Consider the following 24419-nt stretch of genomic DNA (forward strand, 5'->3'; position numbering starts at 1 on the left):
CCGGTGTCTGCCACAGGCCGGTTAAGACTTTGGAAAGACATCTGCGCGATGGTGAGCGTCAAACGACAAGCGGAGGGTGTGTATCGACGGATGCAGTCAAAAACACTGGTGATCAAGGGAAAAGGCGGATTGGGCAACCGCATCCTGTCTGCGATCTCGGGTCTGGTTTACGCCGATCTCTCCGGCCGCAAGCCAGTGATCGACTGGCGCGACGGCAGCTATGCGCCGCTTGGCGAAAATGCTTATCCGCTGCTGTTCCAGTCTCCGATCAAGGACGAAGCGATTGGGGGGGCCACAATGGATGACGGGGCCGATGTTTGCCCCGCGATCTGGGCTGGCAATCTGCATCGCCAGCCCCAAGACATGATCGACACCTATATGCCGCGGTCGCATTCAAACCCCTGGGGCTATCGGCGGCTTTGCGTGGACCTCAAGCGGCTGGACCAGTCTCAGGCGGTGGCGGTCTATTGGTCTTACCTGCCAAAGCTGAGCCGCATGCGACAACACCTGCGCCGGGATGCACGCTTTGCCAAACGGGGGGAACGCGAGGTTTTCGCCAATTATCTCGGCCGCTATTTTACCCCCAACGCACGGGTCCGCAATGCGCTATCGCACATGCGCCCCACGGCAGAACTGCCAAGCATCGGGGTTCATATCAGGTTCACCGATCGAAAAATCCCGCTTGGCCCGGTGCTAAAGACCCTGGAGCAGCTAAAGGCCCGCCATCCGAACGCGACTATCTTCCTTGCGACGGACAGTGCCGAGATAGAGGATCGTTTGAAGCGTGCGTTCGACAGGGTCATAACCCATCCCAAACGGCTAGGCCCTGCCGGCGCGCGTTTGCATGGGCCGGATACAACATGCAACCCCCTGCAAGAGGCGGAAAATGCCCTAATTGACATGTGGCAATTGTCACGTTGTGATCACCTGATCTATTCCCGCCGCTCGACCTTCTCTGTCACCTCTGGCTACCTGGGGCGTTTTGCCCCTGCGCGTATCCACGATGTCGAACGGTATTCTCCGACGCTTTGGGCGAAGGAACTGTTGCAACGCTACGCTTGATCATACCCCCGCAACCATGTCTTACGGGCGGCCCAGACCGCTGCCCAATGCGCCGCCCGCGCCCGTCTTTGCGCATTGCGCGAAGCCACGAACGGCCGCGTGGCCAAATACCGAAGCGCCGACCAAAGCCACATCAGAAAGACCCCAGCCCCCTGCTGCCACGCCGGCCAGTGATCGCGGACCAATGACGCACGCGACGTCATCACCGCGATCGCCTTTACCTCTGTCACCGCGGTAGAGGCCCCAACATGATGCACAATCTGCGCCTTCGGCGTGATCAGCGGCTGATACCTCAAACGAATCGCGCGCAGGCAAAGATCGGCATCCTCGCCATACATAAAATATTTCTCCGAAAAGCCGCCCAGTTGATGCCACAAGGAACGGTCGATCAACAGAAAACACCCCACAACGATATCGACAGGGCGCACAGAATCCCGCGGCCAGCGCCCGTAGGCTTCGGGGTTAAACACCGCGCTGCGCGGAAAAGCAGTGCTGAGCCCGATCGCTTTGAACAACAGGCTGGCCACGGTGGGCCGCGCCCAACAAGACGCGATATTAAGCGACCCGTCAGCATAAATGGTGCGCCCACCCCATATCCCCGCCTGCGGATTTTCGCGCGCAAAGGCGACGAGTTGATCGACCGCATCGGTATGAAGTTCGGTATCAGGGTTCAGCAACAGTAGATAATCGGAACAACACTGCTGCGCGGCAAGATTATTCGCGCGCGCGAAGCCCAGATTCTGCGCCGAGCGGACCAGACGAACCTGCGGAAACGCCGCAGCTATCGCGTCTGCCGAACCGTCAGAGGAGGCGTTATCCCAAACAATACACTCAAATTGAGTCAACTGCGTGTGTTCATACAGCGTTTCTATCGCCCTAAGCGTCANTTCCCGCGTGTTGTAGCTGACGATCACGACACTAAGGGCAGGCCCGCGATCAANCGTCGCCNGCTTCAGCACCCCGTCGCCCGCAAGATGACACCCACGGTTGCCTTTAGTATTCGCAGATCCTCGGACAGTGACAGGGNGCTGAAGTATTGCGTGTCGAAANCNGCGCGCTCTGAAAACCTTGCTCTGTTCCGGGATGANACCTGCCAGTTCCCACTGATCCCCGGCCGCAGGCTTTCGTAGTGGTCACCCTGATAAAGCCCCCTTTGAGACACCAACATGGGTCGGGGCCCGACGAGGCTCATCTCTCCTCTCAGCACGTTAANGAACTGNGGNAGTTCATCCAGTGACGTGCACCGCAAGAACCGGCCCACCGTTGTGACACGGGGATCGTGGCGCAGCTTCTGGNTTTGTCGCCATTCATCCCTGGCCTTTGGATTTTGTGCTAAATAGTCTCTTAACGANTGCGGATCNTGGGGNTGCATTGTTCGCAGCTTCCACATNTTGAAGACCCGCCCATCNTTGCCGACGCGTTCNTGGGTGAAGAACGGAGACTGCCCAGTTGCTGCCACAAGACAGGCAAGAAGGCAGATCACGAGAACCACGATCGGTGCNGATAAAATGCAAAAGACGATGTCAAAACAGCGCTTGCCATATAGATGATAAAGCTCCCGATGCAGATCGCTCCGCTGCAGGGTGTCCACGCGTGGATAGGCTTGGCGTTTAAAGACATTTGTATGATGCACCGGAAACTCCTTCTTCGGCTCAGGCCCGGGGGAAAGGTCGATGCATCAATGGTTATGGGGACAGGCTTACTGTGGGGTTAAGGAAAAACATCCAATTTGAATGACTGTGTAGAAAAGCCGTTCATCATGACGTGTTCCAACCACGAAGNCGGCTATGAACCCGTTCCATTGCATGATGTAATTTACGGTAAACTATGGTTTGCGCCGGCCACTCAGCGCAGGCGCTTGTCGCCAAGTCGCGTATATGCCGCCAAGAGATGCGGTTCGGACGAAGACCATGCCAGCGCATTCACGACCCTCTCGCGCCCGGCCTTCCCCATCGCCGCTCTTANTGACGGNTCGTCGATGAGCTGTTTAATGCAATCGGCAAATCGGATCGGATCATTTGAAGCCGCGTAGAGGGAGGCCGTTTCGGCGGTGCGCCGACCTTCGGTCAGGTCGAACTGAACGACAGGTTTGCCCAGCGCCATGTATTCAACCACCTTGTTCATTGATGATATGTCGTTCATCTCATTGCAGGGATCTGGGGCAAGACCAACATCTATCGTGTTCAAGGCGTCCACCAAAGCGCGTCCATAAAGTGCGCCGGTGAACGTAAAGTAACCCGTCAGCCCAAGGTCATCGACCTGACGTTTCATGTCAGGCAATGAGGGACCAAAGCCGATAATCAAAAAGTGGATATCGCGCGTGCCCGAGGTCACAAGGTGATGCGCCGCGGAAAGCAACAGATCCATNCCCTCCTGCTGTCCGATCACGCCGACNTACCCAAGNAGCGTCTNTCCCTCGCGCCGGTATCTCTGCGACCCTGGCCCGGGCGTAAAATCTGTNAGATTCGGAGCGGAGCGCACAACGAATATGTCNTCGTGGCATTTGCCGCCCCGTGTCATCGCGATTTCGCGAAAGCTTTCATTCGGNGATATNACCANCGATGCAGCACGGTAGCTGAGCAATTCACACTTTCGCATGACGTGGTAACCTACGCCTTGNTTNNNAAACTTGGCNACAAAAAGTTCTGGGCAGACATCGTGCTGGTCATACACATAAGAAACGCCCTTGCGTCGGTACCACATGGCAAGAAGGCAGATTAGATCAGGTGGATTGCACCCGTGGATCGCCTGAAAAGGATTTTGCCGCCAAATACGCCGCGCAAGCCGAAACCAATGCCAGATTGCGCTAGCATATTCCCTTGCATATGAAACCGCGCCGCCCCCGGTTTCAGGAGNAGCGGGGTACCGGTAAATATCCACNCCTTCGCGCCGTTCAAATGGCGCAACCCATCCCTGACCCNTGGGCGAAATGATAGAGACTTGGTAGCCNGCGNGGACCAANGTCGTCGCTTCCAGCCAGACCCGGCGATCGAGCGGCACTGGTAGGTTTTCAACCACGATCAAGATATGACGCACGGGCGGTTCGGGCATAGGTCCTTCAACATCAGAATCAGATTGGCGTCCGTTTTGGCAGCCACGGGTGAACATGAAGTTAATTCCGAAGCGCCGTCGCCCTAAGTTGTCTCCAATAGGAAACATCGCCGGTCGGTTCCGCCAATTACCCAGTATTTGCATCAATCTTGCTTGATTTGGGGGCTTGCCGCGCCCTTTCGCCCCGCGTATTCCGGCACGTGGGACACCCTTCCCCAACGAAGGGCGCTTATCTGAAAGGGTAGCTACATGGCTATTACGACACCGACCTCGCGGCCCACGAATCCGCGTTTTTCCTCTGGCCCGTGCGCCAAACCCCCCGTTTATGACCTGACCAAGCTTGCGAGCGCGCCTTTGGGGCGTAGCCACCGCGCGGCACCGGGCAAAGCGAAATTGCTTGAAGCAATTGAAACCACCCGCGAAATTCTGGGCGTGCCTGCCGANTATAAGATCGGCATCGTTCCGGCGTCTGACACTGGCGCTTATGAAATGGCGATGTGGTCGTTGCTGGGCGAACGCCCTGCGGAAATGGTCGCATGGGAATCCTTCGGCGCAGGCTGGGTGACCGACGCCGTGAAACAGCTCAAGATCGAGCATACGGTACATACCGCGGATTATGGTCAAATTGTCGACATGTCGGCGTTGAACTACGACAACGACGTGTGCTTCACTTGGAACGGGACAACCTCTGGCGTGCGCGTCCCAACGGGCGATGTTATCCCTGCCGACCGCAAGGGGCTGACNCTATGCGATGCGACATCGGCTGCCTTCGCGATGGATCTGCCGTGGGACAAACTGGATGTGACGACNTTCAGCTGGCAGAAAGTTCTGGGCGGCGAAGCAGCACACGGCATGCTGATCCTCAGCCCTCGTGCCGTCGAGCGGCTTGAAAACTATACGCCTGCTTGGCCCCTGCCCAAGATCTTCCGCCTGACCAAAGGTGGCAAGCTGATCGACGGGATTTTCAAGGGCGAGACGATCAACACGCCTTCGATGCTTTGCGTTGAAGATTACCTGCTGGCGCTTGATTGGGCGAAATCCGTCGGCGGCCTGCAAGGTCTGATCGCGCGCGCCGATGCGAATACGGCAGCGATCACGGATTTTGTGGACACGCATGACTGGATCGAATTCCTNGCGGTTGATCCGGCGACACGGTCGAACACATCGGTCTGCCTGAAATTCAATGACGACCGGATCACAGACGGCGCAGCCTTCGCAAAAGCTGTCGCGAAACGTCTCGCGGACGAGGATGTCGCATTGGACATCGGNGCCTACCGCGATGCCCCTGCCGGTCTGCGGATCTGGTGCGGCGGCACCGTCGAAACCTCTGACATCCAGGCCATGCTGCCTTGGTTGGAATGGGCTTTCGAAGCCGAGATCAACGCTTAATTTCGGGTTCCCCGCTTGGCGATCACGCCAGGCGGGTGGCTANCCCACGCCCCCCCTTCTATTCAAAAAAGGAGCGCCAATCATGGCCCCCAAAGTGCTTATTTCCGACAAACTCTCGGACGCCGCCGTTCAAATCTTCAAAGACCGCGGCATTGACGTNGACTTCCAACCCGATCTTGGCAAAGACAAGGACAAGCTTGCCGCTGTGATCGGCGATTACGACGGGCTCGCCATCCGGTCCGCGACGAAAGTGACCGAAAAGATCCTCGCCAATGCGACCAACCTCAAGGTGATCGCCCGCGCCGGTATCGGCACCGATAACATCGACAAGGATGCGGCCTCGAAAAAGGGTGTCATCGTCATGAACACCCCCTTCGGCAACATGATCACCACGGCAGAACANGCGATTGCGATGATGTTCGCCGTTGCCCGCCAAATCCCCGAGGCTTCGGCCTCCACCCATGCCGGCAAATGGGAAAAGTCCAAATTTATGGGGGTCGAGCTTACGGGCAAGACCCTTGGCGTAATCGGTGCCGGCAACATCGGCGGCATCGTCTGCGATCGCGCCCGCGGCCTGAAGATGAAAGTCGCGGCCTATGACCCCTTCCTGAGCGAGGAAAAAGCCAAGAAGATGGGTGTCGAGAAAGTCGAGCTGGACGATCTGNTGGCGCGCGCNGACTTCATCACGTTGCACGTGCCTTACACGGATCAAACCGCAAATATCCTGTCCAAGGAAGCCTTGGCGAAAACCAAAAAAGGTGTGCGGATCATTAACTGTGCCCGCGGCGGCCTGGTCGACGAAGAAGCATTGGCCGAAGCGCTGAAATCCGGCCATGTCGCTGGCGCAGCCTTCGACGTGTTCAAGGAAGAGCCCGCGACCGAAAACCCGCTGTTCGGCCTCCCCAACGTCGTCTGCACCCCCCACCTTGGGGCCGCCACGACTGAAGCACAGGAAAACGTGGCACTTCAGGTCGCTGAACAGATGTCCGACTACCTGCTGACTGGTGCCGTCACAAACGCCCTGAACATGCCGTCCGTCACCGCCGAAGAGGCAAAGGTCATGGGCCCGTGGATCACTTTGGCGGGTCACCTTGGGGCCTTCATTGGCCAGATGACGGATGAAGCCGTGAAGGCGATCAACATCCTTTACGACGGTCAGGTGTCCGAGATGAACCTGAACGCGCTGAACTGCGCGGTCGTGGCGGGCATCATGAAACGTGCCAACCCCGACGTGAACATGGTCAGCGCCCCCGTTGTTGCGCGCGAAAAAGGCATCCAGATCAGCACCACCAATCAGGACAAATCCGGTGTCTTCGACGGCTATGTGAAAGTGACCGTTGTCACCGAGAAACGTGAACGGTCGATCGCGGGCACCGTGTTCTCGGATGGCAAACCACGGTTCATCCAGATCAAAGGCATCAATATCGAAGCCGAAGTTGGTGCGCATATGCTCTACACCACCAACAACGACGTGCCCGGCATCATCGGGACGCTGGGTCAGACCCTGGGTGCGAACGACGTGAACATCGCGAANTTCACCCTCGGCCGGTCCACCGCCAAAGGGGAGGCGATTGCTTTGCTCTATATTGACGGCCCACTGCCCGAGAAAGCGCTGAAAGACCTGCGTGATACAGGTCTGTTCAAACAGGTCAAAGAGCTCGAATTCGAAGTCGCCTAAGACCCACAGCGCATCAAANAANCGCAAAGCGCCCCCNTCACCGGGGGCGCTTTTGTTTTGCCTGCTTCCAATTGGCCTAAATCCCGGGGGAGCAGCCAAAGGCTGCGGGGGCAGCGCCCCTACAGGCTCNCCCCTACCGCTGACCCCGACGCATCACGCGCCGGTCCAGTCCAGCACCACTTTGCCAGAGGCCCCCGATTTCATCGTCGCAAACCCCGTCTGGAAGTCGTCGACGTCAAAACGATGGGTGATGATCTCACTCACGTCCAAGCCGTTTTCCAGCATGGCGATCATCTTGTACCACGTCTCGAAGATCTCGCGGCCATAGACCCCTTTGACGGTGATCGCCTTGAACACGATGCGCGACCANTCGACGGGCGATTTNCCCGGCGGGATGCCCAGCATCGCGATCCGCCCGCCCATGGTCATNGCCTCTACCATCTGATCCAGNGCNACCTGATTGCCCGACATCTCCATCCCGACGTCGAAGCCCTGTTTCATCTTCAGCCGCGCGATGACATCGGCAAGGTCTTCGTGACGCACGTCGACGGGGACGACATCGGCGACCTTGGCGGCGAGCTCTAGCCGGGCGGGGTTCACATCCGTGATCACCACATGACGCGCACCGACGTGGCGGGCGACCGCTGCGGCCATGATACCGATGGGGCCNGCACCGGTGATCAGCACATCTTCCCCCACCAGATCAAAGCTCAGCGCGGTGTGTACCGCATTGCCAAGCGGGTCGAGGATCGCTCCGATATCGTCCGAAATCGTGTCGGGCAGCGGGACNACATTGAACGCGGGCAGCCGCAGATATTGCGCGAAGGCACCNTGTTCATTCACGCCGATACCACGCGTGGCGGGATCAAGGTGGAACTTGCCGGACCGCGACTGGCGCGAGGTTTTTCCGATCAGATGCCCCTCGCCCGAGCAGCGCTGCCCGATGGTCAGATCCGTGACATTGCGGCCCAGTTCCACAATCTCTCCGGCAAATTCATGGCCGGTGATCAGCGGGACAGGCACNGTATTCTGCGCCCATTCATCCCAGTTCCAGATGTGGATATCCGTGCCNCAGATGCCGGTTTTGTTGATCTTGATCAGCACGTCATCCGGCCCGATTTCCGGCACCGGCGCGCGGGTCATCCACAGCCCCTCGCGGGGCTCGGACTTACACAGCGCCTTCATTTCGTTGCTCATGACAGAACCCCACAGGCTTTGCCCGCCACCTTGAAGGCTTCGAGCGCGCGGTCGAGCTCATCGCGGGTCAGCGCGGCATTCATCTGGGTNCGGATGCGGGCCTGACCGCGGGGCACAACGGGAAAGAAAAAGCCGCTGACATAGACGCCTTCCTCGAACAGGCGCGCTGCCATATCCTGCGCCAACTGCGCCTCGCCCAGCATCACGGGGATGATCGGATGTTCACCGGGCAGNAGGTCAAAGCCGAGATNGGTCANCCCCTCGCGCCAGTATTTCGCNTTCTCGAACAGTTGCNTGCGACGATCGTCCCCTTGTTCGACCAGTTCAAGCGCCTTGATCCCGGCCATGACAATCGACGGCGGCAGTGAATTCGANAANAGATAGGGCCGCGCGCGTTGGCGCAGCAGGTCGATCACGGGCTGCGGCCCTGCGATATAACCGCCGATGGCCCCGCCAAGCGCCTTGCCCAAGGTGCCTGTCAGGATATCCACATCGACCCCGAAGTGCGCTGGCGTGCCCTCCCCCTTCGGGCCCATAAAGCCTGTCGCGTGGCAGTCGTCGACCATCACCAGCGCTTCGTATTTCTCGGCCAGTTTGGTGATTTCGGGCAGTTTCGCCAGATAGCCGTCCATGCTGAACACGCCGTCGGTGGCGATCATGATAAACCGCGCGCCTTCCTCGCGGGCGAGCTTGAGCTGACCNTCAAGGTCGTCCATGTCCGAGTTGGCATAGCGGTAGCGTTTGGCTTTGCACAGGCGGATGCCGTCGATGATCGAGGCGTGGTTCAGACTGTCCGAGACGATNGCGTCCTCTGGCCCGAACAGGGGCTCGAACAGCCCGCCGTTGGCATCAAAGCAAGCCGCAAACAGGATAGAATCGTCTTTCCCGAGGAAGGCCGCCAGCTTTTGTTCCAGCTCGCGGTGGATGTCCTGTGTGCCACAGATAAANCGGACAGAGGCCATGCCGAACCCCTTGGGGTCCATCGCGTCACGGGCNGCNGCGATGAGATCGGGGTGGTCNGCCAGCCCCAGGTAGTTGTTTGCGCAAAGNTTNATCACCTGACGCCCGCCCACCGTGATCTCACCGGATTGGGGCGAGGTGATCATGCGCTCTTGCTTCATCATACCGTCCGCGGCGATGCCGGACAGNGTGGCGTTGACGTGATCTAGGTAGGCTTGGGTCATGATAGAACTCCTTTTCTCAGGCAGGTTCTATCATATCGGANACGGTTCCGAAATAGAGGAAATCCCTTATAGCGGATTTTTTCCTATATCATGGATNCTCACACCATAGCCCAAACGGTCAGGCGTCCTGCACGACCAGAAAAGCCCGAACAGGNCCATCTGTCGCAGCGATCCGGTGNGGGACATCNGCNGGATANCGCGCNGTGTCGCCNGCGTGGACAGTGCCGACGGCNTCGCCGCTNCGCAGTTCTACCGTGCCTTGCGACACGGTCAGATGCTCGCGCGCGCCGCGGGTATGGGGCTGGCTGTCCAGCATGCCGCCTGCATCGATCAACAGTTCGTAAACCTCGTGTTTGCCAGCCTCTTCGGGGGGCGACAGGATGCGGATGCGGCAGCCGGAGCCGAGATTGTTGATCGTCGGCACCTCGGCCGCGCGCANAACCTCGATCTGCGCGGGCGTTGGCGCGCTGTCCAGAAGGCCCGCGAAATCNACCTGNAGCGCACGGGTCAGGTTCCACAGGGTGGCGATGGTGGGGCTGCTTTCACCGCGTTCGATCTGGCTGACCATGGACCGCGACACGCCCGAAAGCTTGGCCACCGCATCAAGGCTCAGGCCCTGAGCGGTGCGCGCGGCCTTCAGGCGGGCGGGAAGTTGCGTCAGTATAGCGTCTGGATTATCCGTCATGCCGGATAGATGGGCCGCAGGGTGCCCCGCTGTCAATGGCAGGCGCTAGCTGAGCGCCTGTAAAATCGCGATAATCCCCGTCGCCGTCCCTGCCCCGACAATAGCGGAAAGAATGATCCACCGGCGGAATGCAGGACGTTGTGGCGGCGTTTCGTCTTGCTGCCGGATCAACGCATTTTCGACAAGCGCAGGCAGACGCGGGCCAAAACGGGCGAGGACCATAGCGGTCTTGCTCAGATCCTTGATCACAGCACGGGGGCCGATGGACTTAGAGATGTAGTCCGTCACGATCGGGTTCGACACTTCCCAGATGTTGATATGCGGGTTGAGCGAACGGGCGACGCCTTCGACGACGACCATGGTGCGCTGAAGCAAGATCAGTTCTGTCCGTGTTTCCATGCCGAAACGTTCCGTGACCTCGAACAGGTAGGTCAGCAGCCGCGCCATCGAAATGCGGGTCGCGTCCATGCCAAAGATAGGCTCCCCCACGGCGCGCAGGGCGCGGGCGAATTCGTCAACATCCTTGTCGGCAGGCACGTAGCCCGCTTCGAAATGCACCTCTGCCACCCGTTTGTAATCCTTGCGGATAAAGCCGAACAGGATCTCGGCATATACGCGGCGGGTGTATTCATCGATGTGGCCCATAATGCCGAAATCATAGGCGATGATATCGCCGTTCGGCGCGACCTTGAGGTTGCCCTGATGCATATCCGCGTGGAAATACCCGTCGCGCAGCGCGTGGTTCAGGAACAGCTGCAACACGCGGTCGCCAAGCGCCACACGGTCATGGCCCGCGGCATCAATCGCGGCGTTGTCGCCCATCGGGACGCCATCTGCCCAGCCCAGGGTCATGACGCGGCGGGCAGAATATTCCCATTTGATCGCCGGCAGTTGGAAGCCGGCATCGCCTTTGGTGTTCGCCGCAAATTCCGACGCGGCTGAGGATTCGAGCCGCAGATCCAGCTCGCCCCGCACCACACCATCGAAATGTTCGATCACCTCCATCGGGCGCAAGCGGCGCGATCCGGGCGAGAAAAGTTCGACCATTCGCGCGGCAAGATAGAAGGCATCGACATCCTTGCGAAAGGCTTTCTCGATCCCCGGACGCAGCACTTTGACAGCGACGTCTTCCTGCGTTTCGGCGATGGTGGCGCGGTGCACCTGCGCGATAGAGGCGGCGGCGACGGGCTCGCTAAAATCAGAGAATATCGCATCGACCGGCAGGCCGAGCTCTTTTTCGACTTCTGCCTTGGCCTGTTCGATGGAAAACGGCGGCAGCTTGTCTTGCAGCACGCGCAGTTGCACGGCCAGCTCGTCGCCCACAACATCGGGGCGGGTAGAGAGCACCTGACCGAACTTGATGTAGGCAGGGCCAAGCGCGGTCAGCGCACGGGTCGCGGGCGGCATGGACGGATCACCGGCATAGCCCAGAAACTTGAACGGTTTGCCAAGCGCCTTGGCGACAAAGCGTAATGCGGGCGTTGCATCAAAGGCGTCCAGCACGACATTCATCGCGCCGGTCCGCTCCAAAGTTGCACCGGTGCGGATCAACCGCCAGATATTATGAGGTCCGCGCATGGGTTAAATCTTCCAACCAGAATGAAGCGCCGCGATCCCCAGCGACAGGTTCCGGTACTTCGCCTGCCCAAAGCCCGCGGTGCGCAGCATGCCGAGGAAGGTTTCCTGATCAGGGAAGTTTCGGATCGATTCCACGAGGTACTGATAGCTGTCGCGGTCGTTCGCGATCATCTGCCCCATGCGGGGGATGACGTTAAAGCTATAAAGGTCATAGGCTTTCTGCATCATCGGATTGGGCAGCTGGCTGAATTCAAGCACCATGAGACGCCCGCCGGGNCGCAGCACGCGGTAGGCTTCGTTCAGCGCTTCTTGGGGGCGGGTGACGTTCCGGATGCCAAAGCTGATGGTATAGACGTCAAAGGTATTATCCTCGAACGGCAGCGCCATGGCGTCGCCGACGACCCAATCAAGGCTATCGGCCATCGCTGCGGCCTCTGCCCGTTTGCGCCCTTCGACCAGCATCGGTTCGGTCAGATCCAGCACGGTGGCGTGGCCCGATCCGGCACGGCCCAGAAACTTGAACGACACATCGCCGGTCCCCCCGGCGACATCCAGCAGCTTTTGACCGGCGCGCGGTGCCAGCCAATCCATCATCGCCTCTTTCCAGACGCGGTGGATGCCGACGCTCATCACATCGTTCATGATGTCGTATTTGCTGGCCACAGAGTTAAAGACACCCTGCACGCGCCCGGCCTTGTCGCTTTCGGCTACGGTTTCAAATCCGAAATGAGTGGTTTTGTCGCTGTCGTTTGTCATGGGGTCTTGTAGTCCTTTGATCTGCACCTTTGTTATAGGGCGCGAGGGGGCAGGTACAATGCGCCCCTTTTGTCACAGGGGAAACAACCATGCCTGAGTTGCCAGAGGTCGAAACAGTGCGTCGCGGTCTATCCCCCGTGATGGAGGGTGAGGTGATCGCCCGCGCCGAGGTAAATCGCCCCGATCTGCGCTGGCCTTTCCCCCCAGATATGGCGGCACGGCTGACAGGACAACGGGTGACCCAGCTGCGGCGGCGGTCAAAATATATCCTCGCCGATCTGTCGTCGGGGGAATCGCTGCTGGTGCATCTGGGGATGTCGGGGCGGATGCTGATCTCGGGCGATCCATTGGGGCAATTTGTGCATGACCACCCCGCCCCCGAGAAACACGATCATGTGGTGTTTCATATGGGCAACGGTGCGCGGGTGACCTTTAACGACCCGCGCCGCTTTGGCGCGATGGACNTGTTGGACACTGCCAGCGCTGACAGCCACAAGCTGCTGTCGTCGATCGGGCCGGAGCCTTTGGGCAATGACTTCCACGAGGACCACCTGATTGCCGCGCTCAAGGGCAAGAATACCCCGATCAAGACCGCGCTACTGGACCAGCGGATCGTGGCGGGGCTGGGAAATATCTATGTCTGCGAAACCCTTTACCGTGCGGGCATCCACCCCGCGCGCAAGGCGGGGCGGATCGCGGCGAAACGGGTGGGCAGCCTGGTCCCGATCATCCGCGATGTGCTGAACGAGGCGATTACCGCAGGCGGGTCCACCTTACGCGATTTCAAACGCGCGGACGGTGAATTGGGCTATTTCCAGCACAGCTTTGACGTGTACGGCCGCGAGGCAGAACCCTGCCGCAGTGAAGGCTGCACCCATCAGATTGCGCGAATCGTCCAGTCGGGGCGGTCTTCCTTCTACTGCCCGCAATGCCAAAGATAACTTGAAACACCCCACCCCCGTGGTATGCACATCTTTCAAAGCGTAACAAACGAGAGCATTCTTGATGGCTTATGAAACGATCACGGTCGACGTCGACAACCACATCGCGCTTGTCACGCTGAACCGTCCCGATGCGATGAACGCACTGAATGACCAGCTGATGACCGAGCTGGCCGATGCGTTGAAATCGGCTCAGGAAAACGAAAAAGTCCGCTGCATCGTGATCACCGGCTCGGAAAAGGCTTTTGCCGCCGGTGCCGATATCGCCATGATGCGCGACAAAAGCTTCGTCGATGTCTTTGCCGGTGACCTCTTCACCCCCGAGACAGACCAGATCATGCGCGTGCGCAAACCCATCATTGCTGCTGTGTCGGGCTATGCCCTTGGCGGCGGCTGCGAACTGGCGATGATGTGTGACTTTATCATCTGTTCCGAAAGCGCCAAATTCGGGCAACCTGAAATCAACCTTGGCGTTGTCGCAGGTATTGGCGGCACGCAGCGCCTGACCCGCGCCATCGGCAAATCCAAAGCGATGGACATGAACCTGACCGGCCGCTTCATGGATGCCGCCGAGGCAGAGCGTGCGGGCCTTGTATCGCGCGTCGTCCCCGTCAAGAAACTGATGGAAGAAGCCATGGCCGCCGCCGCCAAGATCGCCGAGAAATCGATGATCTCGACCATGGTGGTAAAGGAAGCCGTGAACCGGTCGTTCGAAGTGCCCCTGCGCGAGGGCCTGCTGTTTGAGCGTCGTATTTTCCATTCGCTGTTCGCGACGGAAGACCAGAAAGAAGGCATGTCNGCCTTCCTTGAAAAGCGCGAAGCGCAGTTCCGGGACAAGTAAATGGCTTTGCGGGTTTGCATTGCGTGTCGGGTTGGACTATAGGCAGCCCTAATACATGCGCGTGCAGCCCGCTCTGGCTAGAATCACCTTATCGGATATCGGTTCCGGTCGTTGGGTTTGTGTCGCGTATTTGCAATTTGAACATACCCAAGATGAAGGCTGATCCTCATGGCAAACACACCTCAGGCTAAAAAACGCGCCCGCCAGAACGAAGCACGTTTCCAAATCAACAAAGCACGTCGTTCGCGCATCCGTACCTTCCTGCGCAAAGTCGAAGAAGCCATCGCATCCGGCGACAAAGAAGCCGCAACTGCCGCTCTGCGCGCCGCTCAGCCCGAGCTGATGCGCGGTGTGACAAAAGGCGTTTTCCACAAGAACACAGCCTCGCGCAAAATGTCGCGTCTGGCGTCGCGGGTCAAAGCACTGGGCTAAGCCCGGTTGACCTAACGTCATCTTTTACAACTTAAAAGCACCGCTTCGGCGGTGCTTTTTTTGTTTCTGTAGCACTCGCATCACGGGAATGAGATTCTTTTGCACCAATCTCTGAGTCAAGTTTGAAGATGTGTTGTATCAGTCCGACCGAGATTGCTAACACTATCAAACGCGATTCACTTCGCTTGGGGGGACAGGCCCGAACGGTTCGAGATATTTGCTAGAATATCGAACATCCGCCGGGGAAATTTGGATGGTCTTGCTAGGGGCCACCTGACGTCTGCAGATGCTGCTGCCAGCACATTTGCCCTGTCTTTTTAAAAACGACGAACGGTGTGTTCGGCAGCGACGTTTGGCGATTTGCTTCGCCAACGCACGCGTCAGGCATGCCTTATGTAAAAATGTCCGAAGGACGGCGGGCCGGTTCTCTGTGTGGGACCGGGNAAACGGTCTGTTGTCTTTTGACTGGGTAAAATAGCGTTTCAGTATGTGCTGAAGCGATCAAAGAATGGGACGGCAGGGCGCATGATGCAGGCAGAATGGACGACAATTCGGGACCGGCTTTTAAAGACGGTTGGACAGAACAACTTTACTACCTGGATTGACCCGCTGACTGTTGGCCCCATCGAAGACGGCATTTGCACGTTGTTCGTGCCGACCAATTTCTTTGGCAACTATGTCAGCCAGAACTTCGCCGATCTGCTGCTGCATGAAATGCAGTCCGAAGACATCAGCATCAGCCGTCTGAAATTCGCGGTCGCCCCACAGGACAAGCCCGCCGCCATTGATCCTGCCCCAGCCCGCCCCAAGCCCGCCGCCGCAGCCCAGCCTGCGAACAGCCAGATCAACGCCGCCCCGCTTGACGCCCGCTTTAGCTTTGACAACTTTGTTGTCGGCAAACCCAACGAACTGGCCCACGCCGCCGCACGTCGCGTTGCCGAAGGTGGCCCCGTCACCTTCAACCCGTTGTTTCTTTATGGTGGTGTCGGCTTGGGCAAAACCCACTTGATGCACGCCATCGCGCAAGAGCTTCAGGTCCGCAAACCCGAACTGAACGTGCTGTATCTGTCGGCTGAACAATTCATGTATCGCTTCGTGCAGGCGCTGCGCGATCGCAAGATGATGGACTTCAAGGAAATCTTCCGCTCGGTCGACGTGCTGATGGTGGACGATGTTCAGTTCATCGCGGGCAAGGACAGCACGCAGGAAGAATTCTTTCACACGTTCAACGCCCTCGTGGATCAGAACAAACAGATCATTATTTCCGCAGACCGCGCCCCGGGCGAGATCAAGGATCTTGAGGATCGCGTAAAATCGCGTCTGCAATGCGGTCTGGTCGTTGACCTGCATCCGACCGACTACGAACTGCGTCTTGGCATTCTGCAAAACAAGGTGGAAGCGCAGCGCAAGAACTACCCCGGTCTTGAGGTCGAAGCTGGCGTGCTCGANTTTCTGGCGCATCGCATCACCACCAACGTCCGCGTGCTGGAAGGCGCGTTGACCCGTCTGTTCGCCTTTGCATCGCTTGTCGGCCGCGAGATCAACATGGACCTGACGCAGGATTGTCTGGCCGACGTACTGCGTGCTTCTGAACGCAAAGTCAGCGTCGAAGAGATCCAGCGCAAAGTGTCCGAGCATTACAACATCCGCCTCAGCGATATGGTCGGCCCCAAGCGTCTGCGCAGCTATGCCCGCCCGCGTCAGGTCGCCATGTATCTGTGCAAGAAAATGACCAGCCGATCGTTGCCCGAAATTGGCCGCCGTTTTGGCGGGCGCGACCACACGACCGTAATGCACGGCGTGAAACGTATCGAAGAGCTCAAGCAGAACGACGGTCAGATCGCCGAAGATCTGGAACTGCTGCGCCGCTCTCTCGAGGCTTAAGAGCACCAGCTTGCACAGAAGACACGCGAAGGCCTTGACGGGCCTTCGTTTCGTGCTGAAAAGTCAACAAAACTCTTGTGAATACATTGGTATCGGGTAGTTTGCCCTCCCGGACTGCCGGAATGGAGATGGCATATGAAATTCAGCATTGAACGCGCCGCGCTGCTTAAGGCCGTATCACAGGCCCAATCCGTGGTAGAGCGCCGCAATACCATCCCAATCCTCGCCAACGTGCTGATCGAGGCCGAAGGCTCTGACGCGTCGTTCCGCGCGACCGATCTGGACATCGAAGTGGTCGACAAGGCCGCGGCGCAGGTCGAACGTGCCGGTGCGACCACGGTTTCCGCGACCACATTGCATGAAATCGTGCGCAAGCTGCCTGATGGCGCGTTGATCAGCCTGACCGCCGACAGCGCCGCGGGGCGTCTGACGGTCGAAGCAGGCCGGTCCAACTTCTCGCTCGCGACATTGCCGCGCGAAGATTTCCCCGTCATGGCGACTTCTGAATACCAGTCGAACTTCAAGGCCCCTGCCCCCGTGCTGCGCCGTCTGTTCGACAAATCCAAATTCGCCATCTCGACCGAAGAAACACGGTACTATCTGAACGGCGTTTACATGCATATTTCGGACAGCGAAGGNAGCAAGGTGCTGCGCTGCGTTGCCACCGATGGCCACCGTCTGGCCCGCATTGACGCGCCCATGCCTGAGGGTGCCGCCGAAATGCCCGGCGTGATCGTGCCCCGCAAAACCGTGGGCGAGCTGCGCAAGCTGCTGGACGACGACGATATGGAAATCGCCGTTTCCGTGTCCGAGACCAAAATCCGCTTTGCCACACCGGACATCACGCTGACCTCCAAGGTCATCGACGGGACGTTCCCCGACTACACCCGCGTGATCCCGCAGGGCAATACCCGCAAGATGGAAGTCGACGCCAGCGATTTCGCCCGCGCCGTAGACCGTGTTGCGACCGTAAGCTCCGAACGGTCCCGCGCCGTCAAGCTGCAACTGGACGAAGATCGTCTGGTGCTGTCCGTCAACGCGCCTGACAGCGGTGCCGCCGAGGAAGAACTGGTCGTTGCCTATGCCGACGAACGGCTGGAGATCGGGTTTAACGCGAAATACCTGCTTGAGATCGCAAGCCAGGTAGACCGTGAAAACGCCGTGTTCCTGTTCAACTCCTCCGGTGATCCGACGTTGATGCGCGAAGGCAATGATATGTCTGCGGTCTATGTCGTTATGCCGATGCGTGTGTGACGCTGACAGGCTACGTCGAACATCTTAACGCATTCATACCAATCGTATGAGCGGCCTTTACCTCTCCCAGCTGACGCTGTCGCATTTTCGCTCGCATAAACGTGCGGTGATCGATTGCGACGCGCGGCCTGTGTCTATTTTCGGGCCCAATGGCGCGGGAAAGACCAATATTCTGGAAGCCGTGTCTTTGTTGTCCCCCGGCCGCGGCCTGCGCCGGTCAAGCGCGTCGGATATGACGCGCAGGCCAGAGGCGCTTGGCTGGAAGATCACCGCACATCTGCACAGTCTGGGCCAGATCCACGAGGTCGAGATCTGGTCAGAAGCAGGTGCCGCGCGGCAGGTGCGGATTGACGGCAAGGCGACGGCGCAGACCGGATTAGGGCGCATTGCGCGGGTGCTGTGGCTGATCCCGTCGATGGATCGTCTGTGGATCGAAGGCGCCGAAGGTCGCCGCCGTTTCCTTGACCGCATGACGCTCAGCTTTCTGCCTGACCATGCAGATCAGTCGCTTGCCTATGAAAAGGCCATGCGCGAACGCAACCGCCTGCTGAAGGATATGGTGCGCGAACCGTCGTGGTATATCGCGCTGGAACAGCAAATGGCCGAGGCCGGAAGCGCGATCCACGCCAACCGTGTTGCCGCCTTGCAAGCCATCACCGAGGCGCAGGCGCAGGCCGAGACCGCCTTTCCCACCGCGACGCTTGATCTGATCTGCGACATGCCCACCACCGCCGAGGGGCTGCGTCAGGCGCTCGCCGATAACCGGATGCGGGATCTTTCAGCAGGGCGGACCCTGATCGGACCGCATCGCGCCGATCTTGAAGGGATCTATGCCGCCAAGGACGTGCCCGCGCGTGATTGTTCAACCGGAGAGCAGAAGGCCCTGCTGGTGTCGCTGATCCTTGCGAACGCCCGCGCATTGGCCGCGGATTTCGGCGCGCCGCCCCTGCTGCTGCTGGACGAGGTCGCCGCCCATCTGGACGCCAACCGCCGCGCCGCGCTCTATGACGAACTCTGCGCCCTTGGGGCCCAAGCCTGGATGACCGGCACCGGAGAAGAGCTGTTCGACACGCTCGGCCCCCGCGCCCAACGGCTTGAGGTGACAGAGACCCTCGGCCTTTCAACCGCAAGGATGCTTCCATGACCATCGCCCTGCCCGATCTGCTCCTGTACTGCGGCGCCCTTGTGATCCTGTTTCTGACCCCGGGCCCTGTCTGGCTTGCCATCATGGCACGCGCGCTGTCGGGCGGGTTTGGCGCGGCCTGGCCGCTCGCCCTTGGGGTGGCGATCGGTGATATGCTCTGGCCGCTGGTGGCGGTGCTTGGCATCAGCTGGATCCTGTCGGTGTTTGATATGTTCATGCTTGGCATGCGCTGGATCGCCTGTGCCGTGTTCCTGATCATGGGCGTGTTGCTGATCCGCCATGCCGACGCCAAGATCGACCGCGACAACCGTCTGACCCGCCCCGGCGCGTGGGCCGGTTTCGGTGCCGGGTTGCTGGCCATTCTGGGCAACCCAAAGGCCGTTCTGTTCTATATCGGTGTGCTGCCGGGCTTCTTTGATCTGCGCCATGTCACCGCCTTGGACGTGGGCGCGATCATCGCCGCATCCGTCGCGATCCCGTTGTTCGGGAACCTTGCGATCGCCGCTTTAGTGGGCAAATTGCGCGGCCTGATGACCGACCCGGCGACCCTGAAACGCATCAACATCGTGGCCGGTGCGCTGCTGATCTGCGTAGGTTTGCTCATCCCCTTCGTCTAACGCAAAATCTTGTGTCAGGCGCGTGACAATCGTGGCGGAAAACACTATAAATTGGGTAACAAAAGAAGGTTTCCCAATATGTCCGACACCGATCAGCTCCCCGAGGAATATGGCGCAGATTCCATTAAGGTTCTCAAAGGCTTAGAAGCGGTTCGCAAACGTCCGGGCATGTATATCGGTGACACCGATGACGGGTCGGGTCTGCACCACATGGTCTATGAGGTCGTGGACAACGGTATTGACGAGGCGCTGGCCGGTCATGCGGATGCGGTGAACGTCACAATTCACGACGACAGCTCTGTCTCGGTCAGTGACAACGGGCGTGGTATTCCCGTCGGCATCCACCAGGAAGAAGGCGTTTCCGCCGCCGAGGTCATCATGACCCAGTTGCACGCGGGCGGTAAGTTCGACAGCAACTCCTATAAGGTGTCGGGCGGTCTGCACGGCGTGGGCGTTTCGGTTGTGAACGCGCTGTCCGATTGGCTGGAACTGCGCATCTGGCGCGAAGGCAAGGAACATGTCGCGCGCTTTGAAGGCGGTTTCACCACCAAACATCTGGAGGTCGTGGGCCCCACCGAACGCACCGGCACCGAAGTCCGGTTCATGGCCTCGACCGAGACGTTTTCGAACCTCGACTATAGCTTCGAGACGCTGGAAAAACGTCTGCGCGAACTGGCGTTCCTGAACTCCGGCGTGCGCATCATCCTGACCGATGAACGCCCTGCCGAACCTCTGCGGACCGAGCTTTTCTATGAAGGCGGCGTGAAGGAATTCGTGAAATACCTCGACCGGTCGAAAACCTCTGTCATGCCCGAACCGATTTTCATCTCGGGCGAGAAAGACGATATCGGCGTCGAAGTCGCGATGTGGTGGAATGACAGCTACCACGAAAACGTGCTGCCCTTTACCAACAACATCCCGCAGCGTGACGGCGGCACCCACACCGCGGGCTTCCGCGGGGCGCTGACGCGGACAATCAACAACTACGCGCAGTCCTCAGGTATCGCGAAGAAGGAAAAAGTATCCTTCACCGGGGATGACGCCCGCGAAGGCCTGACCTGCGTGCTGTCGGTCAAGGTGCCGGACCCCAAGTTCAGCTCGCAGACCAAGGACAAGCTTGTCAGCTCCGAAGTGCGCCCCGCCGTCGAAGGCCTGGTGAACGAAAAGCTGGCCGAATGGTTCGAGGAAAACCCGCAGATTGCCAAGATCGTCGTCGGCAAGATCATCGAAGCCGCCCACGCCCGCGAAGCGGCGCGCAAGGCCCGCGACCTGACCCGCCGCAAGACCGCGATGGATGTGAACTTCCTTGCGGGCAAGCTCAAGGATTGCTCCGAAAAAGACCCGTCCAAAACCGAAGTCTTTCTGGTGGAGGGTGACTCCGCCGGTGGCTCTGCGCAAACGGGACGCGACCGCCAGACACAGGCGATCTTGCCCCTGAAAGGGAAGATCCTGAACGTCGAGCGCGCCCGGTTTGACCGGATGCTGGGCAGTCAGGAAATCGGTAACCTTGTTATGGCGCTCGGCACCGGGATTGGCCGCGATGAATTCAACATCGATAAACTGCGCTACCACAAGATCGTCATCATGACCGATGCGGATGTTGACGGCGCGCACATCCGCACGCTGCTGCTCACGTTCTTCTACCGTCAGATGCCGCAGCTGATCGAGAACGGCCACCTCTATATCGCGCAGCCGCCCTTGTACAAAGTGTCGCGTGGCAAGTCCGAGGTCTACCTCAAGGATCAGGCCGCGATGGAGGACTACCTGATCCAGCAAGGCATTGAAGGCGCTATGCTAAAACAGGGCAATGGCGAGGAAATCACCGGTCAGGATCTGGCCCGCGTCGTCGATCTGGCCCGCCAGATGCGTCGTGTTCTCGAAGCTTTCCCGACCCATTACCCCCGTCATATTCTGGAACAGGCCGCCATCGCCGGTGCCTTTGTGCCGGGCGCGGTCGATGCTGATCTGCAAGGCGTGGCCGACAAGGTCGCAGAGCGTCTGAACCTGATCGCATTGGAATGGGAACGTGGCTGGCAAGGCCGCATCACCCAAGACCACGGCGTCCGCCTCGCCCGCATCCTGCGCGGCGTGGAAGAGGTGCGCACCCTCGACGGTCGTATGCTGCGGTCGGGCGAGGCCAAACGCTCGGGCGGGTTCACAGAGCATCTGCAAGACGTCTACGGCACGCCCGCCAAACTGGTGCGCAAAGACCGTAGCCAGCTGATCCACGGCCCCATGGACCTGCTGGAAGCGATCCTTGCCGAAGGTGAAAAAGGTCTGTCCCTGCAACGCTACAAAGGTCTGGGTGAAATGAACCCCGATCAGCTGTGGGAAACCACGCTCGACCCCGACGCCCGCACCCTGTTGCAGGTTAAGGTCGCGGATATGGCCGAAGCAGACGACCTTTTCACCAAGCTGATGGGCGACGTCGTAGAACCCCGCCGCGAATTCATCCAGCAAAACGCGCTGAGCGTGGAGAACCTGGATTTTTAAGCGATTGTAGGGAAGCACATATAATTGCGTGGCGCGCATAATCTTGCGCGTCGCAGATGCAGCCAAATACTATAAAATCCTTTTAATCAAATAACTTATTTGATTCACTCAAATACGGAGGGCTTATAGGATCGCGCCAGGCTTGCCGCCTCCCCCTTCAAATCCGAGTGAATATTTTAATTAGCTTTCAATCACTCCATGGCCATTGCCCATGACATTGGACTGGACCCTTTCGCACCGCCCCAATCAGCTCCGCGTTTTATGTTTACAATTACATTCGCTTAGGACAAGCGGCGATTACGGCCCAAACCGGCCGTTCGTCCAGCTTGCGGCGAAATCCCGGTTTGAGCCCATACTGGAACATGCCGCAGCGCCGCATCTTGCAGGTGTAAAAGCGCGGTTCTGGTAGTCGCGTCACAAAGCGGGCCTTCATGGCTCCTCCGGTGTCCGGCACGAGACGACCCCGAACCAACGACCAAAGACATCATTTAAGGATGGAGAAATAGGTTTGAATGATGCCATACTCGTCTCGATGCGAGTGGACTGTCCTGCGCCCGGAAGTATTGGCCGAGCGAGAGGTCCAGTAGCGAAAAAATCCCCGAGCTTGGACGGCGGCGCGAGAGAGGCACAGACATGAGGACTAACCACACGACCACGCCGTCGTCCCTCGCCCCCGATACGTTAGAACTGCTGGAACGCGTGCTCCAAGCGCCGCTTCCTTCCGCCTATCGTGACTGGCTTGCCAAGCAGAACGGGCAAACGCCTGAAAGTCGGCTCGTCACATTTACGGTGAACGGACACGAAACGAGCACCACCCTGCACGCGCTCTATGCCGTGAATTCACAACATACCTACAATGACCTTTGGCATTATTATGCAAACTATGGCCAAGAACTGCGTCCATGGTATCTGAGCATCGGACGTGATGATGGCGGCAACCAGATCGTCATTGCGCTTAAGGGACCGAACCACGGGAAAATCCTATTCCTCGATCATGAAGTTCCACTTGATGTGGGGTTACACGTCATCGCGCCCAGTTTCGAGGCGTTCCTCGCCGGATTGAAGATAGGCTGACATGCGCAAATGCACCTACTTCTACGCGACTCCAGCCGATTTCCATGCCCTGATGGATCTGGTCGAAGCACAGGAGACATTCGTCTACGCCGTTCATCCGGACTGCAAGTCGCCGGACGTTCTTTTATATGGTCGCTCGCGTGAAATACCCGATCTTCTGCGCATGTTCCCAGGTCATTTCGAGCACAGCCTTTACCTTGTGCCGCCGGGCACCCAGGTTCGGGCCTCTGCGTTCCAGAATTACAAGGGCGTGCAATACGCGTTCCGTCCACCGGAGATCTCTTCCGCCGTCGTAATTCAGCTACATGGCGAGCATCCGGACGGCGCACTGATCCGGTCGAATTTTTGGATTCACGGCGCCGCGGCAGATGCCTTGCGGCTCGAGGCCACGATCTATCGAAATATGCGACGCACCTTTCGCAACATGCACGGGCCGAAAGTAGGTCCCTGTGCTTATGCTCAGCTTCTGAACGGGCGGAGATTGACGTGGAACATCAAGGCTCCGTCAGGGGCTGACCTGCGCGCCGAATGAAAACAGCTGCAGACGGGAGAGTGTCACCAATCTGTGGCGGAACTCGACCCATGAGGGTGTCTGTTTTGCGGTCGTTAGTTTGCAGCGCAGCGAACTTCTGCTCTCCGTTGATCGCTGGTTTGGAACTGCCAGACCCGGACGACCGCCATGTTCTGGCGGCAGGCATCAAGTCCTCAACTCAGGTGATCGTCACGCAGAACCACAAGGACTTCCCCGAGGACGTGCTTGAGGAGTTCGACATTATCACCGTGGACCCGGATGAGTTTCTGGCCGATGCGTTTGAGTTGTTCTCGATGGAAACCACTGGCGCACTGCGAACCCTCAGAGCCAGACTGAAAAAACCTCCGATGGATGTCTCAGAGTTCCTGTTGGACCTAACTCGTGCCGGAATGCCTCGCCTCGCGGCGAAGGCACGCGAGCACATCGAATTTTTGTAGGGAAGCATGACCATTCCTGCCGACTTCTTTGGCATTGCTCATGTACAGCAGGCAAGCATCTCCCGGTCGTTCTTCCAGCCTGCGGCAAATGACGGCTTCGAGCCCAAAGTTCCGGACTCGCTGCGCAGTGGCGAATGTCGGTTTCCGGTTCGCACGTCAGCTTTTCCGCCAGATCACTCGGTTTCTGACA

Annotated in this window: 23 protein-coding genes; 15 read left to right on the forward strand and 8 right to left on the reverse strand. The window is 58.8% G+C overall.

Features of this window, described 5'->3' with window-relative positions; genetic code table 11:
- The first annotated feature begins 90 nt into the window (after window positions 1-90).
- Entirely contained in the window at window positions 91-1062 is a 972-nt protein-coding gene (locus tag CBB63_RS03455) for a NodZ family protein (RefSeq protein ID WP_286698162.1), read from the forward strand.
- Here the strand turns inward: CBB63_RS03455 and CBB63_RS03460 are convergent.
- From CBB63_RS03460 to CBB63_RS03470, 3 genes are all read right to left on the reverse strand, one after another.
- Window positions 1053-2021: a glycosyltransferase family 2 protein gene (locus CBB63_RS03460; protein WP_286698163.1), complete on the reverse strand. Its 969-nt coding sequence runs from the start codon at window positions 2019-2021 to the stop codon at window positions 1053-1055. The genes CBB63_RS03455 and CBB63_RS03460 overlap by 10 nt on opposite strands.
- Window positions 2015-2695: a sugar transferase gene (locus CBB63_RS03465; RefSeq protein ID WP_353744246.1), complete on the reverse strand. Its 681-nt coding sequence runs from the start codon at window positions 2693-2695 to the stop codon at window positions 2015-2017. Before CBB63_RS03465 ends, CBB63_RS03460 begins: the two co-directional genes overlap by 7 nt.
- Window positions 2696-2907: 212 nt before the next feature.
- Window positions 2908-4257 (reverse strand): glycosyltransferase family 4 protein, encoded by a 1350-nt coding sequence (locus CBB63_RS03470; RefSeq protein ID WP_353744247.1) that lies wholly within the window; start codon window positions 4255-4257, stop codon window positions 2908-2910.
- A 105-nt stretch (window positions 4258-4362) separates the two neighbouring features.
- Between CBB63_RS03470 and CBB63_RS03475 the strand changes: the two genes are divergently transcribed.
- Both CBB63_RS03475 and serA read left to right on the forward strand, forming a co-directional pair.
- Complete coding sequence (locus CBB63_RS03475; RefSeq protein ID WP_286698165.1) at window positions 4363-5502, forward strand: phosphoserine transaminase; 1140 nt, start codon at window positions 4363-4365, stop codon at window positions 5500-5502.
- 82 nt (window positions 5503-5584) lie between these two features.
- Window positions 5585-7180 carry a phosphoglycerate dehydrogenase gene (gene serA / locus CBB63_RS03480; protein ID WP_286698166.1) on the forward strand — a complete coding sequence of 532 codons (1596 nt, stop codon included), beginning with the start codon at window positions 5585-5587 and terminating at the stop codon, window positions 7178-7180.
- A 153-nt stretch (window positions 7181-7333) separates the two neighbouring features.
- Here the strand turns inward: serA and tdh are convergent, their stop codons facing one another.
- From tdh to ubiE, 5 genes are all read right to left on the reverse strand, one after another.
- Window positions 7334-8377, reverse strand: coding sequence for an L-threonine 3-dehydrogenase (tdh, locus tag CBB63_RS03485; RefSeq protein ID WP_286698167.1), 1044 nt, complete (start codon window positions 8375-8377; stop codon window positions 7334-7336).
- A complete protein-coding gene (locus CBB63_RS03490; RefSeq protein WP_286698168.1) occupies window positions 8374-9561 on the reverse strand; it encodes a glycine C-acetyltransferase in 1188 nt (395 codons plus the stop codon). Before CBB63_RS03490 ends, tdh begins: the two co-directional genes overlap by 4 nt.
- A 118-nt stretch (window positions 9562-9679) precedes the next feature.
- Window positions 9680-10246 (reverse strand): helix-turn-helix domain-containing protein, encoded by a 567-nt coding sequence (locus CBB63_RS03495; RefSeq protein ID WP_286698169.1) that lies wholly within the window; start codon window positions 10244-10246, stop codon window positions 9680-9682.
- A 45-nt stretch (window positions 10247-10291) separates the two neighbouring features.
- A complete protein-coding gene (gene ubiB, locus CBB63_RS03500; protein WP_037941134.1) occupies window positions 10292-11824 on the reverse strand; it encodes a 2-polyprenylphenol 6-hydroxylase in 1533 nt (510 codons plus the stop codon).
- Window positions 11825-11827: 3 nt separating this feature from the next.
- Window positions 11828-12580, reverse strand: coding sequence for a bifunctional demethylmenaquinone methyltransferase/2-methoxy-6-polyprenyl-1,4-benzoquinol methylase UbiE (ubiE, locus tag CBB63_RS03505; protein ID WP_005850121.1), 753 nt, complete (start codon window positions 12578-12580; stop codon window positions 11828-11830).
- An 89-nt stretch (window positions 12581-12669) separates the two neighbouring features.
- Here ubiE and mutM point away from each other — a divergent pair, with 89 nt between their 5' ends.
- The 12 genes from mutM to CBB63_RS03565 all read left to right on the forward strand — a co-directional run.
- Window positions 12670-13521 (forward strand): bifunctional DNA-formamidopyrimidine glycosylase/DNA-(apurinic or apyrimidinic site) lyase, encoded by an 852-nt coding sequence (mutM, locus tag CBB63_RS03510; protein ID WP_286698170.1) that lies wholly within the window; start codon window positions 12670-12672, stop codon window positions 13519-13521.
- Window positions 13522-13585: 64 nt separating this feature from the next.
- Window positions 13586-14362: an enoyl-CoA hydratase gene (locus CBB63_RS03515; protein WP_005850125.1), complete on the forward strand. Its 777-nt coding sequence runs from the start codon at window positions 13586-13588 to the stop codon at window positions 14360-14362.
- A gap of 168 nt (window positions 14363-14530) precedes the next feature.
- Complete coding sequence (gene rpsT, locus CBB63_RS03520; protein WP_005850127.1) at window positions 14531-14794, forward strand: 30S ribosomal protein S20; 264 nt, start codon at window positions 14531-14533, stop codon at window positions 14792-14794.
- A gap of 525 nt (window positions 14795-15319) precedes the next feature.
- The gene (gene dnaA / locus CBB63_RS03525) at window positions 15320-16678 is read left to right on the forward strand and encodes a chromosomal replication initiator protein DnaA (protein ID WP_286698171.1); all 1359 of its coding nucleotides are present in this window, start codon (window positions 15320-15322) and stop codon (window positions 16676-16678) included.
- Window positions 16679-16813: 135 nt separating this feature from the next.
- Window positions 16814-17932 carry a DNA polymerase III subunit beta gene (gene dnaN, locus CBB63_RS03530; RefSeq protein ID WP_005850131.1) on the forward strand — a complete coding sequence of 373 codons (1119 nt, stop codon included), beginning with the start codon at window positions 16814-16816 and terminating at the stop codon, window positions 17930-17932.
- A 46-nt stretch (window positions 17933-17978) separates the two neighbouring features.
- Window positions 17979-19076: a DNA replication/repair protein RecF gene (gene recF / locus CBB63_RS03535; protein ID WP_286698172.1), complete on the forward strand. Its 1098-nt coding sequence runs from the start codon at window positions 17979-17981 to the stop codon at window positions 19074-19076.
- Window positions 19073-19693 carry a LysE family translocator gene (locus CBB63_RS03540; protein WP_005850134.1) on the forward strand — a complete coding sequence of 207 codons (621 nt, stop codon included), beginning with the start codon at window positions 19073-19075 and terminating at the stop codon, window positions 19691-19693. Before recF ends, CBB63_RS03540 begins: the two co-directional genes overlap by 4 nt.
- A 78-nt stretch (window positions 19694-19771) precedes the next feature.
- Complete coding sequence (gyrB, locus tag CBB63_RS03545; protein ID WP_005850135.1) at window positions 19772-22186, forward strand: DNA topoisomerase (ATP-hydrolyzing) subunit B; 2415 nt, start codon at window positions 19772-19774, stop codon at window positions 22184-22186.
- 633 nt (window positions 22187-22819) lie between these two features.
- Window positions 22820-23260 carry an SMI1/KNR4 family protein gene (locus CBB63_RS03550; RefSeq protein ID WP_286698173.1) on the forward strand — a complete coding sequence of 147 codons (441 nt, stop codon included), beginning with the start codon at window positions 22820-22822 and terminating at the stop codon, window positions 23258-23260.
- A 1-nt stretch (window position 23261) separates the two neighbouring features.
- Window positions 23262-23792, forward strand: coding sequence for a hypothetical protein (locus tag CBB63_RS03555; RefSeq protein WP_286698174.1), 531 nt, complete (start codon window positions 23262-23264; stop codon window positions 23790-23792).
- 119 nt (window positions 23793-23911) lie between these two features.
- Window positions 23912-24229: a VapC50 family PIN domain-containing toxin gene (locus CBB63_RS03560; RefSeq protein ID WP_286698175.1), complete on the forward strand. Its 318-nt coding sequence runs from the start codon at window positions 23912-23914 to the stop codon at window positions 24227-24229.
- Between the two features lie 6 nt (window positions 24230-24235).
- Window positions 24236-24419: hypothetical protein (locus CBB63_RS03565; RefSeq protein ID WP_286698176.1), on the forward strand; the 184-nt coding region annotated here is incomplete at its 3' end.

The organism is Sulfitobacter sp. TMED3 (assembly GCF_002167505.1).
In the GTDB taxonomy this organism is placed as follows: domain Bacteria; phylum Pseudomonadota; class Alphaproteobacteria; order Rhodobacterales; family Rhodobacteraceae; genus Sulfitobacter; species Sulfitobacter pontiacus.

What these genes read in the sequence shown, in the direction of transcription:
- gyrB (WP_005850135.1), top strand. Translation starts at nt 19,772, where the DNA reads ATGTCCGACACCGATCAGCTCCCCGAGGAATATGGCGCAGATTCCATT.
- CBB63_RS03540 (WP_005850134.1), top strand. Translation starts at nt 19,073, where the DNA reads ATGACCATCGCCCTGCCCGATCTGCTCCTGTACTGCGGCGCCCTTGTG.
- CBB63_RS03550 (WP_286698173.1), top strand. Translation starts at nt 22,820, where the DNA reads ATGAGGACTAACCACACGACCACGCCGTCGTCCCTCGCCCCCGATACG.
- rpsT (WP_005850127.1), top strand. Translation starts at nt 14,531, where the DNA reads ATGGCAAACACACCTCAGGCTAAAAAACGCGCCCGCCAGAACGAAGCA.
- CBB63_RS03555 (WP_286698174.1), top strand. Translation starts at nt 23,262, where the DNA reads ATGCGCAAATGCACCTACTTCTACGCGACTCCAGCCGATTTCCATGCC.
- ubiB (WP_037941134.1), bottom strand. Translation starts at nt 11,824, where the DNA reads ATGCGCGGACCTCATAATATCTGGCGGTTGATCCGCACCGGTGCAACT.
- recF (WP_286698172.1), top strand. Translation starts at nt 17,979, where the DNA reads ATGAGCGGCCTTTACCTCTCCCAGCTGACGCTGTCGCATTTTCGCTCG.
- CBB63_RS03455 (WP_286698162.1), top strand. Translation starts at nt 91, where the DNA reads ATGCAGTCAAAAACACTGGTGATCAAGGGAAAAGGCGGATTGGGCAAC.